A 23,018-nucleotide genomic window follows, 5' to 3' on the forward strand; every position below is an offset into this window, starting at 1 on the left:
GTAGTTTTTAAAATTCAGCAAATGAAGTTCATCCAGGTACATGAGGAATTGCCTTGAAAGTTTGGCTAATGTTCGTTGGGGGGTTATTTTCGCAGCTCGGATCAAAAATAGGGATATGCCTGCTACAACAAAAGCCAAGAACGAGCCCACCGTGGCGAAGAAGAGCGATTCAACAGAATTCTCAAAAGAGACCTACCTGTATTGGTATGAGAGTATGCAACTGATGCGGAAGTTTGAAGAGAAAGCCGGTCAGCTCTATGGTATGCAGAAAATAAAAGGATTCTGTCATTTATATATAGGACAGGAAGCTTGCGCTTCTGGTTCTGTTTCGGCTTTACAAAAAGGCGATAAGTATATAACAGCTTACCGTGATCACGGACATCCATTAGCGCTAGGAACTGATCCTAAAGCTATTATGGCCGAGCTATATGGTAAAGAAACAGGAACTACCAAAGGTAAAGGTGGTTCGATGCACATCTTTGATAAAGAACACCATTTCATGGGAGGCCATGGTATAGTAGGTGCTCAGGTTCCACTGGGTGCCGGTATAGCCTTCGCTGAAAAATATAATAAGACAGGTAATCTTTGTATCTGCTATATGGGTGATGGCGCAGTGCGTCAGGGTGCATTTCATGAAGCGCTGAATTTAGCCATGCTCTGGAAACTTCCGGTGATCTTCGTTATTGAAAACAACGGATACGCTATGGGTACATCGGTTCAGCGTACTTCCAATGTTCATGAACTGTACACACTGGCGGAAGCTTATGATATGCCTGCCGAGCCTGTCGATGCGATGCGATGCGAAGATGTTCATAATGCCGTTTCACGCGCAGCAACAAGAGCACGTGCCGGTGAAGGTCCTACACTGTTAGAATTCAGAACCTATCGTTACAAAGGTCACTCTATGTCTGACCCTCAGAAATACAGAACGAAAGAAGAGGTAGAACAATACAAACACCGCGACCCGATTGAAGTTACTCGCAAAACTATTCTCGATAAGAAATTTGCTACCGAGAAAGAATTGGAAGACATCGATAACAAAATCGTTCAGCAGGTCGAAGAAAGTGTAAAGTTTGCAGAGGAATCTAAATTCCCTGATCCTTCTGAGGCTCTGACGGATGTTTATGTACAGACGGATTATCCATTCATCATGGACTAATCACTTGTCTCTGTGCTGTTTGTTTAGTATGATCTAATTTGTAGTTTTGCGCCCTCCCGTTAAATTCAGGAGGGCGCAATTTTTAAATAACAATGGCTAAAAAAGAAGAACACAAGCACGAGTTGCTGGAAAACCCGGAAGCGATCAAGCATAAACTGGAAGATGCTGAAAACTGGGTAGAGAGTAATCCTAAAACCATGATCGGAATTGGAGTGGCAATTCTTTTGATCGTGGGAGCTTATTTTGGATTCCAATATTATAAAGGAACCCAGAATGATGCTGCTCAAAAGGAAATGTTCCAGGCCGTTTATTATTTTGAACAGGATAGTCTGGAACTCGCCTTGAATGGTGATGGTAACAACCTCGGCTTCCTTGCTATTATTGATGACTACGGTTTATCTGATGCCGCTAAACTTGCTAACTACTATACCGGTGCTATCTACCTGAAGCAAGGTAAATTCAATGTTGCACGCCTATATCTTGAAGATTTCAGTTCCAGCGATCTGTTGGTACAAGCGCGTGCATACAGCCTGATTGGCGACACCTATATGGAAGAAGAAAAGTATGAGGATGCTGCCAAATACTATAACAAAGCAGCAAACTATAAATCAAACAAATACTTCTCTCCTGCTTATCTGATGAAAGAAGCTCTTGCTTATGAGAAGCTGAATCAAAACGATAAAGCAAAAGAGGTATACGACAAGATCATTAATGAATTTTGGGAATCTGCAGAATACCAGAATGCCCGCAAGTTCAAGGCTAGACTTGAAAGCAATTCATAAAAAGATTTACTTTAATTTTACAGGGGATAGATTTGATCTATCCCCTTTTTTATTTTGAATGATGGCAACCCTTTATGGTACATCGTCAGTCTTGGATAAATAACAGAAGCAAAAAATATAGCCATGGCAGGTCCACTTAAATCAGGAAAGGTAAAAACCAACGTCAACCTCTCCCGGAAAAAATTCGCGATTGTAGTTGCTGAATGGAACTCAGAAATAACGGAAGCCCTATACTCCGGAGCCGTGGAATCGCTCATTAAAAACGGAGTGAAGAAGGAAAACATCATTCGTAAAACGGTTCCCGGTACTTTCGAACTTACGCTGGGTTCTCTCTGGGCAGCAGAAGATAAATCCATTAGTGCTGTGATCAGCCTGGGTTGTGTTATTCAAGGCGAAACGCCTCACTTCGACTATATATGTCAGGCGGTAGCGTATGGTATAACAGAGGTAAATATCAAGACTAAAAAGCCGGTAATTTTCGGTGTGTTGACTACGCTGAACAAGCAACAGTCAATGGATAGAGCCGGTGGTAAATATGGCAACAAAGGTGAGGAAGCTGCATTGACGGCTATATCGATGTTGAATTTTTAGGACATTAGTCTTCTAAAGAAAAAGCCGGATGTCTCCGGCTTTTCTTTATTCTGTTACTATAAACCACGGAATTTCAAATTCACCTTTTTGAAAATATATATTTACTTCATCATTTACATCAAGTTGCTCGTATAGCTCTTTGTAAACTGTAACCTCATCCGCCTTCTCTCTTTTACCCCAAGCAGTCAATTCAAAATAATAAGATGTACTTTTTCCTGAGCTCTTCCTTTTATTCAAGATTTTTGCCTGAAATACTTCAGGCTCTGATTTATCATATAGGCAATTCAATATGATGACACTTCCGAAGCTATAGAAAGCTATAAATAGACAGGCAGAAAAAACGCCCAAATAATCCTTCAGTTGCCGGTAATTAAATTCCTTATTGCCAATCAGTAATAATCCGACACATATTACCGATATCACAAGAGTAGGAGTCCACACATGGCTATAGTCGAATATGTTAAAATCCATCAAGGCTCTTATTCCAAGTGCTGCCGAAGGGAAAAATATAGCCCACAATACATTTGGATGTGCGCCCTTTATTTTTTCATCTATTCGAATCAGACCTCTAAAAAATCTAAAAACTAAAATGGCCACTATGGGAATTACGAGACATGCTATAATCGCATACTCATATGGACTAGCAAAAAACCACGCCCAAGCTCCCGCTATACCACCAGCCCAATTAAGGATTTTGGAAGCCTTCTTCGCTTGCTCTAATTTTTCCTCCCTCTGCTCAGTAGTCCAGCCAAACTCTGCATTGTTCAATATCTCCTGTTTTTCTGTTTCAGCATCAAGTAAATCAAGGTCGGAATAGTGTGTCGCTAGCCAGTCAACAATTTCATTTGTCTTACTAAAATATGTACTGATCTTTATTTTCTTTTTAGCCTGCACAGTAGGCTCAATAAGAATGAATTTGTCATTCAATCTATACCCTTTGATTTCATCAAACATCAATTGTCTGCTTGAAAAAACACTTATTGTGTAAATCTTATCATTGTCTATTACGACCTTCCCTTTTATCGTATCTATAAGTCCAATGATCATCAAGGCAATCATGGCGATGGAGATCAATATGAGGAACCCTTGCGCAGCCAGCGATATGTTATTCCCTGTCAGCGAAGTTAATTGTATACCCAGTACCCACAAGAATACTCCAATCAATACCGGTGCAACTATATAAATGAAAATTGCCCATCCTTTTGCTACTTTATACTCTTTCATCTTACTGTTATCTCTATCCATATACTTTTGATTTCTCAAATGTATCAGGTGCTATCCCTTCTTTTTTTACTAAACGTTCAATTCACTCTAACTATAGTATCAACAAAAAAGCCATCTCTAAAAAATGAGATGGCTTTTACTTTATCAAGTACTAATGAGTTATTCGGAAGATCTTAGAAATTCTTCACAATCTCTTCTGCAAACTCAGAGCACTTCAACAGTGTAGCTCCTTCCATCAGGCGGTGGAAATCGTACGTTACCTTCTTCGAAGATATAGCACCTTCCAGACCTTTTACGATCAGGTCGGCAGCTTCCTGCCAGCCCATATACTCAAGCATCATTACACCTGAGAGAATTACAGATCCAGGATTTACTTTATCCTGTCCTGCATACTTCGGTGCTGTTCCGTGCGTAGCTTCAAATATAGCGTGGCCTGTTTTGTAATTAATGTTACCACCCGGAGCTATACCTATACCACCTACTATTGCTGCAAGTGCATCAGATATATAGTCACCGTTCAGGTTCAAAGTTGCTGCTACTGAATATTCATCTGGTCTTAACAGGATCTGTTGCAGGAAGGCATCAGCAATAGCATCTTTAATGATGAGTTTGTGACCGCCTTTTTCAATGATCTGCCAAGGTCCGCCATCCAGATCTTTTGCACCAAACTCAGCTTTCGCGAGAGCATATCCCCAATCGCGGAAACCACCTTCCGTAAATTTCATGATGTTACCCTTGTGAACCAGTGTAACGCTAGGCTTCTTGTGCTGCAGTGCATACTCGATAGCCGAACGCACCAAACGTTCTGTACCTTCTTTCGATACCGGCTTCACACCAATAGCAGTGGTCTGCGGGAAACGGATCTTCTTATATAGTTTCGAAAAATTCTCTTCGAAGAATTTCAGGAATTTCTTGTTGTCGTCCGATCCTTCCTGGAACTCGATACCAGCATATATATCTTCCGTGTTTTCGCGGAAGATGATCGTATCAGTTTTATGGGGTTCTTTTACAGGAGAAGGAACACCTTTAAACCAACGCACTGGCCGTACGCAGGCATAGAGATCAAGCTCCTGGCGAAGCGCCACGTTCAATGAACGGATACCTCCGCCTACAGGCGTAGTAAGAGGTCCTTTAATACCTACCAGATATTCTTTGAAAACTGTGAGCGTTTCTTCCGGCAACCAGTTACCTGTTTTGTTGAAAGCTTTCTCTCCCGCCAATACTTCTTTCCAGTTGATCTTCTTCTTTCCACCGTAAGCTTTCTCAACTGCTTTATCGAATACTAATTTAGATGCAGGCCAAATGTCTACACCGGTTCCATCACCTTCGATGAACGGGATGGTCGGATTATCAGGAACGTTAAGTTTACCGTTGCTGATGCTGATTTTCTGATCGCTCATTTTACTTAAAATAGTTTAATGTTTTTGCGTGTTAAGGTGTTCCTGTAAGGCACCTACCCTGAATTTGGGCGCGGAAAATTAAAAAATAAAGGTCAGAAATGAAGATATTTTATGTTTCTATCGTTTAATCCTGAAAATATAATATGAAAACGATTGTTTTAGTCTCATTCCTGTTTTTAGCGCTGTCTGCTTTTGATAAGCGCAGACCTGTGGCTGACGAAACAATCTGCTTATCACCAGAAGAAATGAAGTTGTACGACCTCATTATGGAATACCGGAAGAGTAAAGGACTTGAGTCTATTCCGTTATCCTCCAAACTTACCAAGGTAGCACAAATACATGGCCGCGATCTGGCCGACAACTATACATTCGATCCTAATAACAAATGCAATCCTCATAGCTGGTCTAAAAAAGGTAACTGGACTTCGTGCTGCTATACCAGCGACCATAAGCAGGCACAGTGCATGTGGGACAAGCCAAAAGAAATTGCAGGCTATCCTTCTCAGGGATTTGAGATCGCTTATTGGAGTTCCAGTGGCGCTACAGCACAAGAAGGTTTGGATGGTTGGAAGATAAGTCCCGGGCACAATCCTTTATTGATCAACTCCGGCACCTGGAGCAAAGTAAAATGGAAAGCGATAGGTGTTGCACTATATAAAGAATATGGGTTAGTATGGTTTGGCGAGGTAACAGATGCCGAAATACCTTCCGCCTGTAATCAATAGTTTGCTCGTGCAGATTGTCTTGTTTCAAGTCAAAACGGCTGCACTATAGATATTAAGCCAGCCTATACAATGTCAATTTTTCAGAAAAGGCGATAAGGATTGCTTTTTGATAAGATGACCGGGAGGATTTGAATAACATGAACTTCGAAAAATTTACTATAAAATCGCAGGAGGCGTTACAGAAATCCGCTGAAATAGCCACCAGCAATCAACAACAGGCCATCGAGCCTGGCCACATACTTAAAGCTATTCTCGAAACAGATGAAAATGTATCGGGCTATTTATTTAAAAAGCTGAATATAAATGAGAATATTCTCGACAGTAAACTACAGGAGATACTGAATGGTTATCCCCGTGTTTCCGGTCAGCAGCCCTATCTGTCTTCGGCCACCAATACCGTTTTGCAAAACGCAGAAAAAGAACTGCGTGAGTTCAAAGACGAATATGTATCAATAGAACATTTATTACTCGCATTACTTGCTACAAAAGACAAAGCATCGTCTGCTATGAAAGACGCAGGCTTTGAACGCGCTTCTCTTATCAAAGCAATCAAAGAGCTTCGCGGAGGATCAAAAGTTACTGATCAAAACGCTGAGGCAAAGTATAAATCTCTTGAGCGCTACTCAAAGAATCTGAACGAACTGGCGAAAGAAGGAAAAATCGATCCGGTGATTGGTCGCGATGAAGAGATCAGACGGGTACTTCAGATATTATCGCGCAGAACCAAAAACAACCCTATACTTTTAGGAGAACCGGGCGTTGGTAAAACAGCGATCGTAGAAGGGATGGCACAACGCATTGTTGATGGTGATGTTCCCGAAAATCTGAAAGATAAAATTCTGGTATCACTGGACATGGGCTTGCTCGTAGCAGGTGCTAAGTATAAAGGTGAATTTGAAGAACGTCTGAAAGCGGTTATCAAAGAGGTAACGGATTCCAACGGACAAATCATTTTGTTCATTGACGAGATCCATACGCTCATTGGCGCAGGTGGTGGTGGCGAAGGCGCGATGGATGCTGCTAACTTATTGAAGCCTGCCCTGGCGCGCGGTGAACTCCATGCTATAGGTGCTACTACGCTGAAGGAATATCAGAAGTATATAGAAAAAGATAAGGCACTCGAACGCAGGTTCCAATCGGTAATGGTAGATGAACCTTCTATTGAAGACAGTATATCTATACTTCGTGGTATAAAGGATAAATATGAGCTTCATCATGGAGTGCGTATAAAAGATGATGCTGTTATAGCTTCGGTTGAATTATCGAGCCGCTATATCAGTGATCGCTTCCTTCCTGATAAAGCGATAGACCTGATGGATGAAGCTGCGTCCAAACTTCGCCTGGAGATGGACTCGCTGCCGGAAGAACTTGATGAACTCAATCGCAAGATCATGCAACTTGAAATTGAGCGTGAAGCCATTCGCAGAGAGAAAGATCGTGAGAAAGAATCTATTCTGAGCAAAGAGATTGCCGAGCTTTCGGAGCAACGTAATTCCCTGAAAGCAAAATGGGAAAGCGAGAAGGAAGTGGTGCATGGCATTCAGAAAGAAAAAGAAAATATAGACAAGCTAAAGTTTGAAGCTGAACAAGCGGAGAAGGCTGGCGACTATGGAAAAGTTGCCGAGATACGCTATGGCAAAATTACAGAGGCGGAAAAACGCCTCAATGAATTTCAGTTGAAGATGAAAGAAATGCAGGGAGAAAAAACCTTGCTGAAAGAAGAAGTTGATAGTGAAGATATAGCAGAGGTTGTAGCAAAGTGGACAGGCATACCGGTTTCTAAAATGCTGCAAAGCGAACGCGAAAAATTGCTGAACCTTGAAGAAGAATTAAGCAAGCGTGTTGCCGGACAAGAAGAAGCTATACAAGCGTTGAGTGATGCTGTTCGCAGAAGTCGCGCGGGGTTACAGGATCCGAAACGTCCTATAGGTTCGTTCATCTTTATGGGTACAACCGGTGTTGGTAAAACTGAGTTATCGAAAGCACTCGCTGAGTACTTGTTCAATGATGAGAACGCGCTGGTGCGTATCGATATGAGTGAATACCAGGAACGACACAGTGTAAGTCGTTTGATTGGTGCGCCTCCGGGATATGTAGGATACGATGAAGGCGGCCAGTTAACAGAAGCGGTGCGCAGAAAGCCATACTCTGTTGTATTGCTCGATGAAATTGAGAAAGCACATCCGGATGTATTCAATATACTTTTGCAAGTACTTGATGATGGAAGGTTGACCGATAATAAGGGTCGTGTAGCAAACTTTAAAAACACGATCATTATCATGACTACTAACATCGGCTCGCATTTGATACAGGAGAACTTTGAAAAGATTACTGATCAAAATTACTTCGATGTATTGGAGACAACGAAAGATGAAGTAATGGATCTGTTGAAGAAATCGGTGCGCCCTGAATTTGTAAACCGCATTGATGAGATCATCATGTTCCGTCCGTTGAGTAAAAAAGATATACGCAAGATCGTAGATATACAGGTTAACCTGGTATGCAAACGCCTGGAGGAATCGGGTATCAAACTGGAGATTACCGAAGCCGCACGCGAGCGTATAGCCAAGCTTGGCTTCGATCCGCAGTTTGGTGCACGTCCGTTGAAGCGTGTGATGCAACGCGAAATTCTGAACGAATTATCGAAACAAATACTCGCAGGCAAAGTGCATAAAGATTCTGTGATACTCGTTGATCTGAAAAATGACACAGAATTTATTTTCGAAAATATCGAGAATGCCGAATTAGTAAATTAGAAATGCATGTAATCAAAAAATGAAAGCCACCTCCCGGTGGCTTTCATAGTTTTATCCGTTGCCACTATCTTTTTATGCGTAATACAATATGAACCAAGTATATGCGTCTACTGTTATAGTATCAGGTTTAAGGATTGGTGATCCCGGCCTCTCGGTCGGGACGATGTTGGTATGAGGGGTTTGGTTTGAGCCCCGGGGTGGTTCCCGGGGCTTTTGTTTTTTGGAAGTATCAACAAAAAAGAAGGCTGTTTTTAAAAACAGCCTTTCTTAAAAATTATCTAAGCTTTAGTTTCCGTAGCCCGGATTCTGTTGTCCCTTTAATGATGGGTTCGCATCAACTTCCCGCTGAGGTATAGGAAGCACAAGCACATCATCGTTCCATGCATAGGTTCCTAATTGCTCGATCGTTGTTTCGGTTCTGCGAATATCATGAATGAACTGACCTTCGAAACCAAGTTCACGTTTACGTTCCAGCAAGATATCATCCAGTGTAGGGTTTGCCGGAGCATCGCTGGCTTTCGCTCTGGCGCGGATCAGTTGCAGATCATCTCCCGGTGTGTTCGGTCCAACCTGTGTACCTCCTGCCAGTAAATTTGCTTCTGCACGAAGCAGGTACATTTCCGCAAGACGTATTATACTGATGTTTGCAAACTGATCTTTATACTTACCGCTCAGGCGTCTTCCGGACACATCATAGTATATGAGATATTGCAAGCGCTGATCGTCTTCTTCAAACAGAGCTTCATACTCCGGACGAATTCTGATATCTCTTCTTCCATTGTAAGCCGTTGCTGCATAAAATGTCTGAAGAGCGTTTTCACCATCCTGGTTTGTTACCTGGATGGCAAATATATCTTCAACGGAATTGTTTGCCTGGTTAAATGCCCGATCGATACGATCGACCAGCGAGAATTGCCCGCTCTCAATAACTTCATTCGCTTTGATGCGCGCATTATCATAATCACGCTGCTGCATATATACTCTGGCCAGTACCGCTTTTGCGGCCCATACAGTGGCATAAAAACCATTGCCATCCAAATTAGCCAAAAGCTCTTCTGCAGTATTCAGGTCTTCAAATACCTGATCGTATACTTCTGCCACCGTGGCACGCGATATAAAGTTAACAGCCGGGTTATAGTTCAGATCTGTTGGTGTAAGTTTTAATGGCACGCCCAGGTTAACAGCAGGATCACCATCTGCCCAGTCTTTAGCAAAAAGACGAACGAGTTCGAAGTACATAGTACCACGAATAAATTTGGCTTCACCCTCAATTCTGCTTTTTTCATCTTCATCTGTAACAACATCGAGATTGGCGAGAACAATGTTTGTAACATTTATAGCTTCGTACGTTTCTGTCCATGTTACTTCCGCCTGACCATTATTGCTGGTCATTGCTTTACTCCAGATATCGCCAGGGTCAGAAAATGTACCGTTCCATGTAATATCAAAATTAGTCCCCAGCAGATCGCTTGTCATTTGAATCCATCCGCCATATACATCATCATCTGCCATTCTATCGTAAGCACCCACGAGTAAAGATTGAATAGCTTCAGGTGAGTCGAGCGCCTGATCTTCAGTAACAGAATCTTTAGGCTTTATATCAAGCTCTTGCGAACATCCTGCCACAATCAGTACTATGCAGGACAGCGTCAATAGTATATTATTCTTTTTCATGATTCTACATTCAAGGTTAGAAGCCAATGTTTACTCCAAAAGAAACAGTCTTTATCTGTGGCGCTGCATAAAAGTCATTGCCTTGACCAATGTTACCTGCGAGGTAATCGGTATTTACTTCAGGGTCATTCAAGTCATAACCTGTTATAGTCAGCAAGTTTTGAGCTGCTACATATAGGCGTAAGCTCTGCATAGACAAGCGACTGGTTATAGTAGAAGGGAAATTATACCCGAGACTCAACGTCTTCAAACGTATATAGGACGCATCCTGCAGGAAGCGTGAAGATTCCTGATCGCCATTATCGAGGAACAAACGTGCCTGAGGTACATCTGTTTTATCGCCCGGCTGTCTCCATGAATTCTTCCAGTCAGATACCAACTGGTTATCGAAGTATGTAAAGTTAGCGCGCTGAAATCTTCCTGCACCGTTGTATACATCATTGCCATATACAAACTGGAAGAGGAAGTTAAGATCAAATCCTTTATACGAAAGTGTGTTGCTGAAACCTCCTATAAATTTAGGATTCGGATTTCCTAAAACTGTGCGGAACGCTTCGTTGTAATTGCTGGTAGTATTACGGTTAGGATTTGCAGGATCGTTAACATAGAACAATGCATCTCCATTATCCGGATTAACGCCAGCATACTCTACACCGTAGAACACGCCTATAGGTTGACCTTCTACAGCTCTGTTGATATAACCGCCTTCAATTACGTTACCATTCAGGTTAAGTATTTTATTTCTGTTACGAGCAAAATTAAGTGAGCTGCTCCACGAGAATGTACCAACTATATTTTGTGTGTTAATCACAAATTCAAAACCCTTGTTCTCGATCTCTCCTATATTAATAAAGCGAGTCAAAAATCCGGATGTACCTGGCACGTTAGAATTTAACAATACATCGGTTGTGTGCTTGGTATAGTAATCAACCTCACCGGTAATGCGATCATTAAACAAACCAAAATCAATTCCGATATCCGTCTGCAACGTTGTTTCCCACTTCAAATTATTATTTGCCGGTTGAGATGGTGCTATACCTGGATCTATATCATACGTATTAGCAGCATATAGACCTAACGCAGCAAAATTCTGAGTAGGTGCATTACCCGTTAAACCTGTACTAACTCTTAACTTCAAAAAGCTGAGGGTACCTTTTATATCCTCCATGAAACGCTCTTGTGATATAATCCATCCCGCGGAAGCCGCAGGGAAAAATCCATAACGTTCATCTTTACCGAACTTGGATGATCCATCAACACGTCCGCTCAACGATAACAGGTAGCGGTTGTTAAATTTATAGTTTGCGCGGGCAAAATAAGAAAGGAACGCATAGTCGGTAAATGAGCTTGCCCCATCTGTAATAACCGATGCACTTACCAATGTTCTGAAGGCACTGCTCGGCAAAGTTTGTGCGGTTAATGTATTGGAGTTTCGTTCATACTTCTGAAAACTCATACCGGCCGTTGCTTCTATACTATGCTTGCCGATAACTTTATTCAGCGAGAAGTAATTGTTGGTAGAGTAATTCAAAACGTTGTCGTAAGTAGAATATCCACCACCTTTTACATTGCCAGTTTGTGAATCTACTTCACGACCATTCCATACATTTTCATTCTGATTCAGCAAGTCAACACCCGCTTCACTTCTGAAAGAAAGTTCAGGCGTGATTTGCCACACAGCATATATATTCGAGATGTTACGCCAGGTTGTTGTTTCAAAGCTTGAATGCTTTGCTTTGATTAACCCGTTAAAATATACTGTGTTGGTATTGAGTGTACCATCTTCCAGGTATGCTGGCTGAATTGGCGGCAATGCCAAAAGCTGCATAGGTGTAGTGAACTCATTATCATCGGCAAGACGATTGTTCACAGATCTTGACAAACTGAAGTTAAGACCAAAGCTGATTTTATCAGATGCTTTATGATCAAGGTTCGCACGAGCACTTAATTTTTTAAAGCGATCGTTTATCAGAATACCTTTCTGATCGGAGAATTGTAAGCTCGTATAGAACTTCGTTTTTTCATTTCCACCACTGGCAGAAAAATCAAATTGATCTATACCGGCATCTTTCTGGTATGCATCGTTCGCCCAGTTCTCGTTCGCATCTTTATTCCAGTCACCTAATTCATAACTAAGCACCTGGTCGAAAGTCAAACCTGGCTCACCATACATATAGTCACCAAAGTCTGTTCCTTCATCGCGCTGAAGTATAGCATCTGTATTATCAAAAGCTTCTTTGAAAGCCTGATAATACTGAGGTCCATCCAGCCACTTTGCTTTACGCGTAGGGCTGCTGAATCCTTTCATATAATTCACATTAAAAGATGTCTTACCACTTTTACCACGCTTGGTTGTTACGATAACCACACCATTGGCTGCGCGCGATCCATAGATTGCAGCAGCAGCAGCATCTTTCAAAATCTGGATTGACTCTATATCATTCGAGTTTATGTTTGCCAACGGATTGGTTGGCGCATCGGTAGACGAAAGGTTGTCTGTTGTTACGATAATTCCGTCTACAACATATAACGGTTCGTTTGATGCAGACACTGATGCCGCACCGCGCACGCGAACTTTTATACCTTGCCCGAGTTTACCGTTACCCGATTCAATAAATACCCCGGCTGCTCTTCCCTGCATGGCCTGATCAAAACTTGGTACGGGTTGATTTTGAATTTCCTTTCCGCTAACAGAAGCAATGTTACCAGTAAGATCTTGTTTGATCTGCGTTCCATATCCTACTACTACTACTTCCGACAACTGTTTGGCATCTGCAGCCATTTGTATATCTACACTGGAACGCGCTCCGATTTCTATCTCCTGAGATGTGTAACCGATAAATGTAAATACGAGTGTTGCGTTTGCTCCTACACTGAGGGTGTAGCTTCCGTTTTCATCTGTAACAGTACCATTGGTAGTACCCTTAACCAGAACGTTTACTCCTGGCAAGACAGAACCATCTTCAGCAGATGTGACTTTCCCGGAGATTACTTTTTCCTGAGCGTAGGATGTAAGAAACAGCATCCCCGCTACTAATAATAGTAGACCTCTCTTCATAGATTTGGTTTAGGTTATTAAATAAAATTCTCCCTACAAGTTACTAAAAACTTGCCAAGAGGTACATTCTACAGAATAAAATACCGAAAGAGAAGGGATTAAAAAATATTCTAAAACGTTTCCAACAGATTACGAACGGCTAATAAGCGCGCACCAACTTACCCTCCATGTAGTTTACATACGATCTGTTTACGACTTTCATGCCACCAGGAGTGGGATAATTACCGGTGAAGTACCAATCGCCAGAGTGATGAGGAATTGCTTTGTGCAAGTTCTCTACCGTCTGGAATACTACTTCGAGGTCTGCTTTCATATCGGCCGGGCGGCAGATTTCAGCAACTTTTTTAGATATCTCTTCATCGGTGAATGGCTCATACAATTGTTGCACATAGTTCAGCTGACTTTGGTGGCCGCGTGCTCTTGTACATTTCTCGTATACTTCACCTAATAAATAATCTTTACCCTGATCTTTCAACAACGCGATCATAGCGCGGAAGGCAACAAACTCGCCCATCTTGCTCATGTCTATACCATAGCAATCCGGGAAACGGATTTGTGGTGCTGATGAAACGACTACTATTTTTTTGGGACCAATGCGATCGAGCATTTTCAATATACTCTTCTCGAGTGTTGTGCCACGCACAATAGAATCATCGATTACCACCAGTGTATCAACTCCTTTGCGGATTACTTCATACGTAGTGTCGTATACATGCGATACCATTTCATCTCGATGTTGATCATCGGTAATGAACGTACGAAGTTTCACATCTTTCTGTACCAGCTTCTCTATGCGTGGTCTGAATGACAGTATATCTTCTAAAGAATCAACCGAAGGTTTACCATCGATGATGATTTCTTTTTGTTTGTTGATGAGGTAATCTTCAATACCGGCCATCAAACCATAAAATGCAGTCTCTGCTGTATTGGGTATATAGGAGAATACAGTATTCTTAATATCAAAATTTATAGCACGCAATACCTGGGGCACCAGCAGGCGGCCAAGTTGTTTGCGTTCTTTATATATATCCGGATCGTTACCGCGTGAGAAGTAAATGCGTTCGAAGCTGCACGATGTTTTCTCACCTGCTTTTGTGATCTGATACTGATCGAACTCACCGCTCTTGTTAATGATCAATGCGTGACCAGGTTTTACTTCTTCTATCTGATTATACTCTACATTGAACGCTGCTTTGATAGCAGGTTTCTCAGACGCTACTACGATTACTTCATCGTCCGCATAAAAATAAGCAGGACGTATACCATTCGGATCGCGTGTTACAAAAGCAGAGCCCGAACCAGTCATGCCGGCCATAGTATATCCGCCATCAAAATCCTTACACGCTCTTTTCAATACGCGCTGAAGGTCGATCTCATTCTCGATGATTTCTGATACTTCACGGTTTGAAAATTTATCTTTATACTTTTCAAAGATACCCTGCACTTCTTCATCCAGGAAGTGACCGATCTTTTCCATCACCGTAACTGTATCAACTTTTTCTTTTGGGTGCTGACCAAGGTTTACCAGTATTTCAAATAACTCTTCAACGTTAGTCATGTTGAAGTTACCAGCCATTACCAGGTTACGGCTCCTCCAGTTATTCTGCCGAAGGAACGGATGCACGTTTTCAATGCTGTTCATACCGTGCGTTCCATAACGCAGGTGTCCTAGCCACAACTCTCCGGTGAATGCTACATTTTCTTTAAGCCATTGCTCATCACGGAATCTGTCTTTTCCCTGCTTTTGCGCTTTCTTAAATTTCTTGCTGATTTTTTTGAAGAGGTGTGCCACGGGTTGTGGCTTGATGGAACGATAACGGCTAATATAACGGTGCCCTGATTCTACGTCTATCTTAATGTTGGCAACTCCAGCGCCATCCTGTCCGCGATTGTGTTGCTTCTCCATCAGGATATACATCTTATTCATCGCGTAAGTTGGTCCGTACTTATCAAGATAGTACGATAGTGGCTTACGCAGGCGGATCATTGCAATGCCGCACTCGTGAAGGATTTGGTCGCTCATAGTGTACCGTTAAATTCTTTAGAGCTATCCGGGAGTTCCGTGGTACGTTGATCGCTAATCGTTATCCGCAGAAAAAACTTCTCTCGGATTACGCTTAACCGATAACGGATAACGGATAACGGATAACAGACACAAAGGTAATTTTATTAATCCATCCCATCAACAGCCCGGGGCTGAAGAAGAACAGAAGTACGAGTAAAACCAATATCAGTCCTAAAAGATTTTCGAACGTAAGAATATTTGTTTTTACTGACGATTCACTGCTTTTTACAAAAGCATAGTAGGGTATTCGCAGATAATAAAACAACGAAACAACGGTATTGAGCAAACCAAAAATCAATAACCACAACAATATATTTTTACCGGAGAGCTGATACGATTCCCAGAGTGAAGTAAAGATAAAAAGCTTGGCTGTGAACCCTGCCGTGGGAGGAAGTCCTGTAAGCGCAATAAGCCCTACCAATAAAAAAACAGACGGCCATACAATTTTTTTTCCTATACCCTGATAGTCTGCAATCGATATAATGCCGTGCTTTTCAAAATATTGCAGGTAAAGGAATACTATAAAATTCATCACCATATATACCGTTGCATAAAACAACATGGCCTGTATGCCTTGTGGAAGAAATGCAACAATACCCACTAGCAGAAAACCCGATTGTGCGATAGACGAATACGCCATAAGTCGCTTGGGATTTTTTTGCATGAGCGCAGAAAAATTTCCTACTGTTAAAGAAAGTATGGCGACTGCACTTAATACGAATTGCCAATCGTAGGGAGATTGACCTCCCAAATTAATGGCGAGGCTAAATCGCATTAATATACCAATGCCTGCAAGCTTGGGCACGATAGAAAAAAAAGCTACCACCGGCATGGGTGCAGACTCATATACATCGGGAGCCCATGGATGAAGCGGAGCGGCTGCTATTTTATAGAGGAACCCACTCATCACCATCAGCGCTGAAACAAAGAAGAGTGGTGTAAGATTGCCCTGAAGTTTGTTAACAAAATCTGCTGAGTAAAAATCCAGTGTGCCGGTAAAACCGTAGAACATGGTAAGACCATACAACATGATAGCAGAGGCGACTGACCCGAAAATGAAATATTTTAAACTTCCCTCCGCTCCCTTTTTGTTGAATGCAAAACCAGTAAGTATATAAGAGCTGATCGATATCAACTCCAATGAAAGAAACACCATAAGCAGGTTCTTGCTCATCACCAGCAGATGCGCTCCCAATACCACGGCAATCAGCAAGGCATAGTATTCTGAAATATAGTGTTGCAGTTGTTTGTTGCGCCAGCTCATTACAACGGTAAGGATACCCGCCACATCTACCAGCGTCTGCAGGTATGACGAGAAGGTATCGCGTTGCAGCATACCATGAAAGAGCAATGTAGGTTTCTCAAAATCCTGCCAATGATCAACGGCAAACAAAAGCGAAAAAGAAAAGACAAGGAAAGAAAGTAATGCGAGGCTCGGATCATTTTTTCTTACCAGCCCGACTATAATGATCAACAGTATACCGATTGCCAGAATTACTTCCGGACTCATCATCAGCAGACTGAAGAAGATATGATCTAGTGTTTCTGACAAACCGCCTTTCACGGGTTACGGATTTAGGGTTAAGCTTTTTCCCGTTGCGAGTACGAACTCCGAAAAACTCCGGGCAAACGGATCGATAAAGTTTATCAGCAGTTGAGGAAATATACCGAAGACTAATGCTGCTATCGCTAGCGGCACCAATACTAAATATTCTCTTTTATTCAGATCATATATAGCATCGCTGGATACATCTCCTTTCAGGTTGTACGGTCCGAAGAACATTCGCTGCATCGTCCACAAATAATAGGCAGCTCCCAATATCAATCCGGCTGTTGCAATGATCGCCATTGCTTCCGGCAATAATCCATTTATACTGTTTGAACGGAACGCCCCGAGAAACACCATGATCTCAGCAATGAACCCGGAGAAACCAGGTAAACCCATTGAAGCAAAAAAGCCAATCAATACAACAGTAGTATAAGATGGCATTCTGGAAGAAAGGCCTGAGTAATTATTGATGGTACGATCGTGTGTACGATCATATATAACTCCCGCTATAAGAAACAGCAACGCTGAAATTATACCATGACTCACCATCTGATACATGGACCCTGCAACTCCCTCTGGCGTTAGTGAAGCAAGCCCAAGCAATACGAACCCCATGTGCGATACAGAGGAGTAAGCAATCAATCGCTTCAGATCTTTGCTGGCCATCGCATTCATACCTCCATAAATGATCGAGATCACGCTCATCAGTCCAACGAACCAGCTGAAATATATAGCGGCATCCGGAAATATCGGGAAGGCTATACGCAGAAGACCATATCCACCTATCTTTAATAACAGTGCCGCCAGAATTACCGATACGGGCGTAGGCGCCTCCACGTGCGCATCAGGTAACCATGTATGCAACGGCACCATCGGCAATTTTATGGCGAAGCCCAGGAACAATAAAAGGAACGCCCACATGCGTGTATCCAGCGGACCTAACTTCCATGGATTGTTTGGATCGAGAACAGAATTGGAAACAAAGTTCGCAGGATCAGTCATGCTGATTAGGTTGAAACTATGCACCAGTTGACCGGAGTAAGACGGATCATGCACACTGATATATAGCCCGATCATTACGATCAGTATAAAAATAGATCCCAGCAATGTATACAGGAAGAATTTGATAGACGCATACTCTCTCCTGGCTCCGCCCCATATAGCAATGAGAAAGAACATGGGCAGCAGCATAAACTCGAAGAAGAGATAGAAGAGTAAAAAGTCGAGTGCAACAAAACTGCCGATGATGGCTGCATTAAGAATGAGCAGGAGGGTAAAATATCCTTTTACACTTTTATCGATCGTCCACGAAGAAATAACAGCTATTAACATGATTGCTACTGATAATACTACCAGTGGCAGGCTCAATCCATCAACACCAACAAAGTATTCTGCTTTTAGTATCCCCCAGGAGCCGAGGCTTAATGTGATCCAGTTCTTCTTTTCAATAAATTGTATACCTGCATCTGCCGTATATTTTGCAAGCATGGTAATTACCACGAATAGTTGCAGTATACTTACCAGCAGGGCACTATACCGGAAATATTTCTGAGCACCGGCAGAAATGAATAGACCAATGAATGCTGCAAGAAGCGGTATAAATATTAAAAGTGATATCAGATACGGGTGCATGTACTTTCCATTTTGCCCTGATAAGGCTTTTAGCTTCTCAAAATAGTGTCCAAATTAAAAAAATAATAATTGCCAGGGCTGCCCACAAAACATAAAGCTGGATCTTACCGCCCTGAAAGGAGCGTGTGAAATTACCAATGCTTCGGGATAATCCTGCTATACCATTCACGGCACCATCTACAACAGCGCGATCGAACCAGCCGATAAAGTGTGCTGTAGTTACCTGTGCATATGCAGATGCGTGAATAAATCCATCGATCCACTTACGATCTACATACTCGGCAAAAGCCGCCAGTTTCAACGATGGTTTACCAATGATATAGCTATAGATCGAGTCGAGATAGAAAGCGTGTAGCAACAAAGATGAGTTTAACGAACGCTGCCTGAATACAAACCACGAAACTGCAACCGCTAACAACACCCACAATGCCGATACAATAGAAATTATACCTATATGAAAATATTTACCCGGATGCAGCCCATTGAAAAGCCAGCCTTGATACGCTAACGGATTAAAAGAAACAACAAGCCATATAGAACATGCAGCCAGTATAGCTACCGGTGCACGCATAAATACGGGTGGCTCTATTACCGGCAATGCAACCGTCTCGCGCTCCTCTCCCATAAAGATCGCCCAGATCATTCGGAAAGTATAGATCACCGTTATGAACGAAACAACAAATGCTCCGATAAAAACAATCCACCGCCATGAGAAATCAGCACCTTTCCATACACTCATGGTCGTGAGTATAGCATCTTTAGAAACGAACCCGGAGAAGAAAGGTATACCGGCCAATGCGCTTCCGCTCACTATAAATGCTATATAAGTAAAAGGAAGTTTTTTACGTAGCCCTCCTAGATTTCGTATATCCTGTACGTTGAAGTGTGCATGCGTCTGCTGTTGTGCCTGGTGCAGCACATGTATAATATTGCCGGCACAGAGAAATAAACACGCTTTAAAAAATGCGTGCGTAAACAAATGCAACATAGCCGCTGCTGTGGAGCCCGCTCCTATAGCGGCTACCATAAGTCCTAACTGCGATATGGTAGAATATGCCAGTATCTTCTTTATATCGGCCTGTACTATTGCTGATAGTGCTGCGATAAGCGCTGTGATTATACCTATACCAGCTATCACATCAGAAGCAGTTGGTGTAAACAAAAAATCTATACGCGCGAGTAAAAATACTCCGGCAGCCACCATGGTTGCTGCGTGTATCAATGCCGATACAGGCGTTGGTCCTTCCATGGCATCCGGCAGCCAGGTTAACAACGGAAACTGTGCTGACTTACCCATCACTCCACAAAAGAGGCATAGGGATGCCGTTGTTTGCCACGAGAATAATTCCGTTTTCGTTGCGAGCTGTACTAACTCAAATGTACCGGTGTTCGTCCAGAGCAACATGAGCCCTACCAAAAATCCTGCATCACCAATACGATTAAAGATAAATGCTTTCTTCGCTGCTGCTGCTGCTTCGGGTTTATCTTTCCAATGACCGATAAGCATATAAGATGAAAAACCAACTAACTCCCAGAATACAAAAACGAGTAGTAAATTATTGGCTAATACTATGCCGAGCATGGCAAACGTAAATAAGCCCAGCATACCAAAGTAACGGGTTATACCTTCATCACCCGCCATATAGCCGGTAGAATATAGATGCACCAGGAATGATATGAGCGTTACTACAAACAGCATTACTGCCGCTATATTATTTACATATACTCCGGCCGATATAGTAGTGCCGGCTATCGAGAACCATGTCCACTGTGTGGTGTATGGTGTATGGTTCCACACAGTAAGAAATATATAGATCGAACAAATTGCGCTCACTAACAAAAGCAAAGGCGCTGTAAATGTTACCGCCCAGGAGTAACGCTCGGATATAACGCTTGCTGTAAAAAAAGAGAGCAATGGCAATGCTACTGCCAGTAGCAGACAGGTTTCGAAAAAGGAAGTATAGAGTGTTGTCTCCGCCATGATCAATCTTTCAATTCCGTTACTTCATCCGGTGTTGATGTCTGGTAATATTGATATACTCTCAATACAATTGCCAGGCCTACAGCGGCTTCGCATACTGCCACGATAATAACGAACAACGCAAACATTTGTCCGTTGAGTTGTTGGCTATATAACTGATTAAAAGCTACCAGGTTCAGATTCGCTGCGTTAAGCATCAACTCAATTCCCAGCAATACCATAATCGCATTGCGTTTCGTGATCACCACCAGCAACCCGGCAGAAAAGAGCAGTGCTCCCAGCAATAGAAGATGGTGCAGCGGAAACATTATACTTTCTTCGATTTAATGGTGGATGCTATAATGGCAGCCCCGATCAATGCTACCAGCAACAATATACCGGCTACTTCGAATGGTAAGATAAAATCAGTCATCAATCCTATACCGATCGCATTGATCATCGCACTGTCCGATGTTGCTATAGCAGGCTCCTGTTCTCGAAAGGTCTGCGTTGTAATAAGCCACGTAAGTAACATAAAGAATGCGCCCGATACCAGCACACCACCCAATACATTACCATGCTGCACAACGAGGGGTTTACCCGAAATTTTGGCGGTGAGCATAACACCGAATATAATTACCACCAGCACACCACCCGCATAGATTAATATCTGTGTTATGGCTACAAACTCGGCAAAGGTAAGTATATATATACCGGCCAGCGATAGCAGGCATACGATAAGCAACAACGCTCCGTAAAAAACATTTCGTATAAACACCAGGCTAATGGCCGCGACTGCCGTAACGCATTCAAAAAAATAAAACATGAAGGTTACTAAGCTCATCCGTTAGAAGGCGGTGGTCCCGCAGGTTTAATTTTGGGTTTAAATACAGGCTTGGCAACTTTGGGTGCTTCAGCTGTTAGATCCTTCTTTTCTTCTGTTACAACGATCGGCTCTGCTACCGATTTTGCAGCAGCTTTATTTTTCTGATTCTCTTCGTATACACGTTTCTTTTCAGCGATCTCCTCCTCCGTCATTTCAGCAAATACATAGTTGTGCTCGCGTATATCGAACACGCTGAAATCATATACCTTGGTCATGGTAAGACATTCCGTTGGGCACACCGTTGTACAGAGTCCGCAGAAGCAGCACTTGCCCATATCGATATCAAACTTCGCTGCGTAGATACGTTTGGATGTTCCATCGGATGTTTTGCCGATCTCTTCAGTCGCTTTGATTGGTTCGATGGTGATACAATTTACCGGGCATACCTTTGCACACTTATCGCATACTATACAATCATCAATTTCATTATGAAGACGATAACGCCCGGTATCAGGAACAGGCTGCATCTCGTAAGGAAACTGAATGGTGTTGATACCTTCTGTTGATTGGAAGTACGTTGGATCGGTAATGATAACGGGCTTACGACTCTTCCGCGCGCGCAGCATGTGGCTGAATGTTATCTTCAGACCAGCTCCTAACGAACGGACGGCATAGGCAATTTTTCCAAAATATGTATGACTTGTTGCTTCCATTTTCAGGTAACAAAAATAGAACGGAAAAGGATGTAATGAAGGAAAATCTTTGAGAGTTAATCCGTAAGCAGAAAGCGTAAAAGGTAAAATTGAAGAAAAGACGGGAAGTCAAATGCGGAAGCACTATTACCTGGCTCTATAACTATTAGCTATAGGCCATTAACGAATAATGGAATTGAATATCGAACAAGGACTATCGATTAACAGATATTGAAGTATAAAGACACGACTAATCTCACACTCACACCTCCTGCAGCCAGTGGCCCGAAGCCAGCAGCTATTTCTGAATATCGAACAAGGAACACCGATCAACGAATATTGAAGTTGGTAGTGCTCCTTTGTGTGCAGCTAGACTTTTTACACACACTAACTCACTCTCACGATTAAAGAATAACCATTAACCGATAACGAATATCGAACAGGGAACACGGAATGATGAAGTATAATGCACGCACTACAAGTCAGAGCTCGAAGCTAAACGGCTTTTGGCAATGTAAAATAAAACGTGCTGCCTTTATCTTCTTCGCTTTCTACCCAGATGCGACCACCGTTTTTCTCTACAAATTCTTTGCAGAGGATGAGGCCCAGACCGGTACCCTTCTCGTTGGCAGTGCCCCGGGTGGTATAGGGAGCGGTTTTATCGAAGAGTATATTTAGTATTTCAGGCTTCATACCAACACCGTTATCACTTACCGATACTACTATATCTTTCTCCTGTGGTTTGGCTGAGATGACTACCCGGCCACCATCGTTGGTAAATTTGATAGCGTTGGTCATCAGGTTACGAATCACCAGGTTAATGGTGTTTGAGTCGGCAAAGCCAATTGCATCAGTAGGCACTTCGTTGACGAGCGCTATTTGTTTGTCTTGTACTGACCCGAGTAACTGTATATTTTCTTCAACA

At 42.4% G+C, this 23,018-nt stretch carries 17 protein-coding genes; 5 read left to right on the forward strand and 12 right to left on the reverse strand.

Annotated elements, in window-relative coordinates; translation table 11 throughout:
* Positions 1 to 115: 115 nt before the first annotated feature.
* From pdhA to ribH, 3 genes are all read left to right on the forward strand, one after another.
* Entirely contained in the window at positions 116 to 1,159 is a 1,044-nt protein-coding gene (gene pdhA, locus VIN08_RS07400) for a pyruvate dehydrogenase (acetyl-transferring) E1 component subunit alpha (RefSeq protein WP_331962508.1), read from the forward strand.
* Between the two features lie 92 nt (positions 1,160 to 1,251).
* Positions 1,252 to 1,941, forward strand: a complete 690-nt coding sequence (locus VIN08_RS07405; RefSeq protein WP_331962511.1) for a tetratricopeptide repeat protein — start codon at positions 1,252 to 1,254, stop codon at positions 1,939 to 1,941.
* Positions 1,942 to 2,064: 123 nt separating this feature from the next.
* Positions 2,065 to 2,532 carry a 6,7-dimethyl-8-ribityllumazine synthase gene (gene ribH / locus VIN08_RS07410; RefSeq protein WP_331962514.1) on the forward strand — a complete coding sequence of 156 codons (468 nt, stop codon included), beginning with the start codon at positions 2,065 to 2,067 and terminating at the stop codon, positions 2,530 to 2,532.
* A 45-nt stretch (positions 2,533 to 2,577) separates the two neighbouring features.
* On the opposite strand, the gene VIN08_RS07415 is transcribed toward ribH, so the two are convergent.
* Entirely contained in the window at positions 2,578 to 3,756 is a 1,179-nt protein-coding gene (locus tag VIN08_RS07415) for a hypothetical protein (RefSeq protein ID WP_331962517.1), read from the reverse strand.
* Between the two features lie 173 nt (positions 3,757 to 3,929).
* Positions 3,930 to 5,156 carry an NADP-dependent isocitrate dehydrogenase gene (icd, locus tag VIN08_RS07420; RefSeq protein ID WP_331962520.1) on the reverse strand — a complete coding sequence of 409 codons (1,227 nt, stop codon included), beginning with the start codon at positions 5,154 to 5,156 and terminating at the stop codon, positions 3,930 to 3,932.
* Positions 5,157 to 5,299: 143 nt separating this feature from the next.
* On the opposite strand from icd, the gene VIN08_RS07425 reads away from it, so the two are divergent.
* A complete protein-coding gene (locus VIN08_RS07425) occupies positions 5,300 to 5,881 on the forward strand; it encodes a CAP domain-containing protein (protein WP_331962522.1) in 582 nt (193 codons plus the stop codon).
* Positions 5,882 to 6,018: 137 nt separating this feature from the next.
* A complete protein-coding gene (gene clpB, locus VIN08_RS07430; RefSeq protein WP_331962525.1) occupies positions 6,019 to 8,637 on the forward strand; it encodes an ATP-dependent chaperone ClpB in 2,619 nt (872 codons plus the stop codon).
* A gap of 285 nt (positions 8,638 to 8,922) precedes the next feature.
* Here the strand turns inward: clpB and VIN08_RS07435 are convergent, their stop codons facing one another.
* From VIN08_RS07435 to VIN08_RS07480, 10 genes are all read right to left on the reverse strand, one after another.
* On the reverse strand, positions 8,923 to 10,311 hold the full coding sequence (locus VIN08_RS07435) for a RagB/SusD family nutrient uptake outer membrane protein (protein WP_331962528.1): 1,389 nt from the start codon (positions 10,309 to 10,311) through the stop codon (positions 8,923 to 8,925).
* Between the two features lie 16 nt (positions 10,312 to 10,327).
* Positions 10,328 to 13,369, reverse strand: coding sequence for a TonB-dependent receptor (locus tag VIN08_RS07440; protein WP_331962531.1), 3,042 nt, complete (start codon positions 13,367 to 13,369; stop codon positions 10,328 to 10,330).
* A gap of 139 nt (positions 13,370 to 13,508) precedes the next feature.
* A complete protein-coding gene (locus tag VIN08_RS07445; protein ID WP_331962534.1) occupies positions 13,509 to 15,392 on the reverse strand; it encodes an amidophosphoribosyltransferase in 1,884 nt (627 codons plus the stop codon).
* 94 nt (positions 15,393 to 15,486) lie between these two features.
* Positions 15,487 to 16,998: an NADH-quinone oxidoreductase subunit N gene (locus VIN08_RS07450; protein ID WP_331962537.1), complete on the reverse strand. Its 1,512-nt coding sequence runs from the start codon at positions 16,996 to 16,998 to the stop codon at positions 15,487 to 15,489.
* Between the two features lie 3 nt (positions 16,999 to 17,001).
* Positions 17,002 to 18,615, reverse strand: coding sequence for an NADH-quinone oxidoreductase subunit M (locus tag VIN08_RS07455; protein ID WP_331962540.1), 1,614 nt, complete (start codon positions 18,613 to 18,615; stop codon positions 17,002 to 17,004).
* 37 nt (positions 18,616 to 18,652) lie between these two features.
* Positions 18,653 to 20,596, reverse strand: coding sequence for an NADH-quinone oxidoreductase subunit L (locus VIN08_RS07460; RefSeq protein ID WP_331962543.1), 1,944 nt, complete (start codon positions 20,594 to 20,596; stop codon positions 18,653 to 18,655).
* Positions 20,597 to 20,598: 2 nt separating this feature from the next.
* A complete protein-coding gene (gene nuoK / locus VIN08_RS07465; RefSeq protein ID WP_331962546.1) occupies positions 20,599 to 20,904 on the reverse strand; it encodes an NADH-quinone oxidoreductase subunit NuoK in 306 nt (101 codons plus the stop codon).
* Positions 20,904 to 21,419: an NADH-quinone oxidoreductase subunit J gene (locus VIN08_RS07470; protein WP_331962549.1), complete on the reverse strand. Its 516-nt coding sequence runs from the start codon at positions 21,417 to 21,419 to the stop codon at positions 20,904 to 20,906. Before VIN08_RS07470 ends, nuoK begins: the two co-directional genes overlap by 1 nt.
* A complete protein-coding gene (locus VIN08_RS07475) occupies positions 21,416 to 22,114 on the reverse strand; it encodes a 4Fe-4S binding protein (protein WP_331962551.1) in 699 nt (232 codons plus the stop codon). Before VIN08_RS07475 ends, VIN08_RS07470 begins: the two co-directional genes overlap by 4 nt.
* A 474-nt stretch (positions 22,115 to 22,588) precedes the next feature.
* Positions 22,589 to 23,018: HAMP domain-containing sensor histidine kinase (locus VIN08_RS07480; RefSeq protein ID WP_331962554.1), on the reverse strand; the 430-nt coding region annotated here is incomplete at its 5' end.

The sequence above is a fragment of the Ohtaekwangia sp. genome (assembly GCF_036568665.1).
In the GTDB taxonomy this organism is placed as follows: domain Bacteria; phylum Bacteroidota; class Bacteroidia; order Cytophagales; family Cyclobacteriaceae; genus Ohtaekwangia.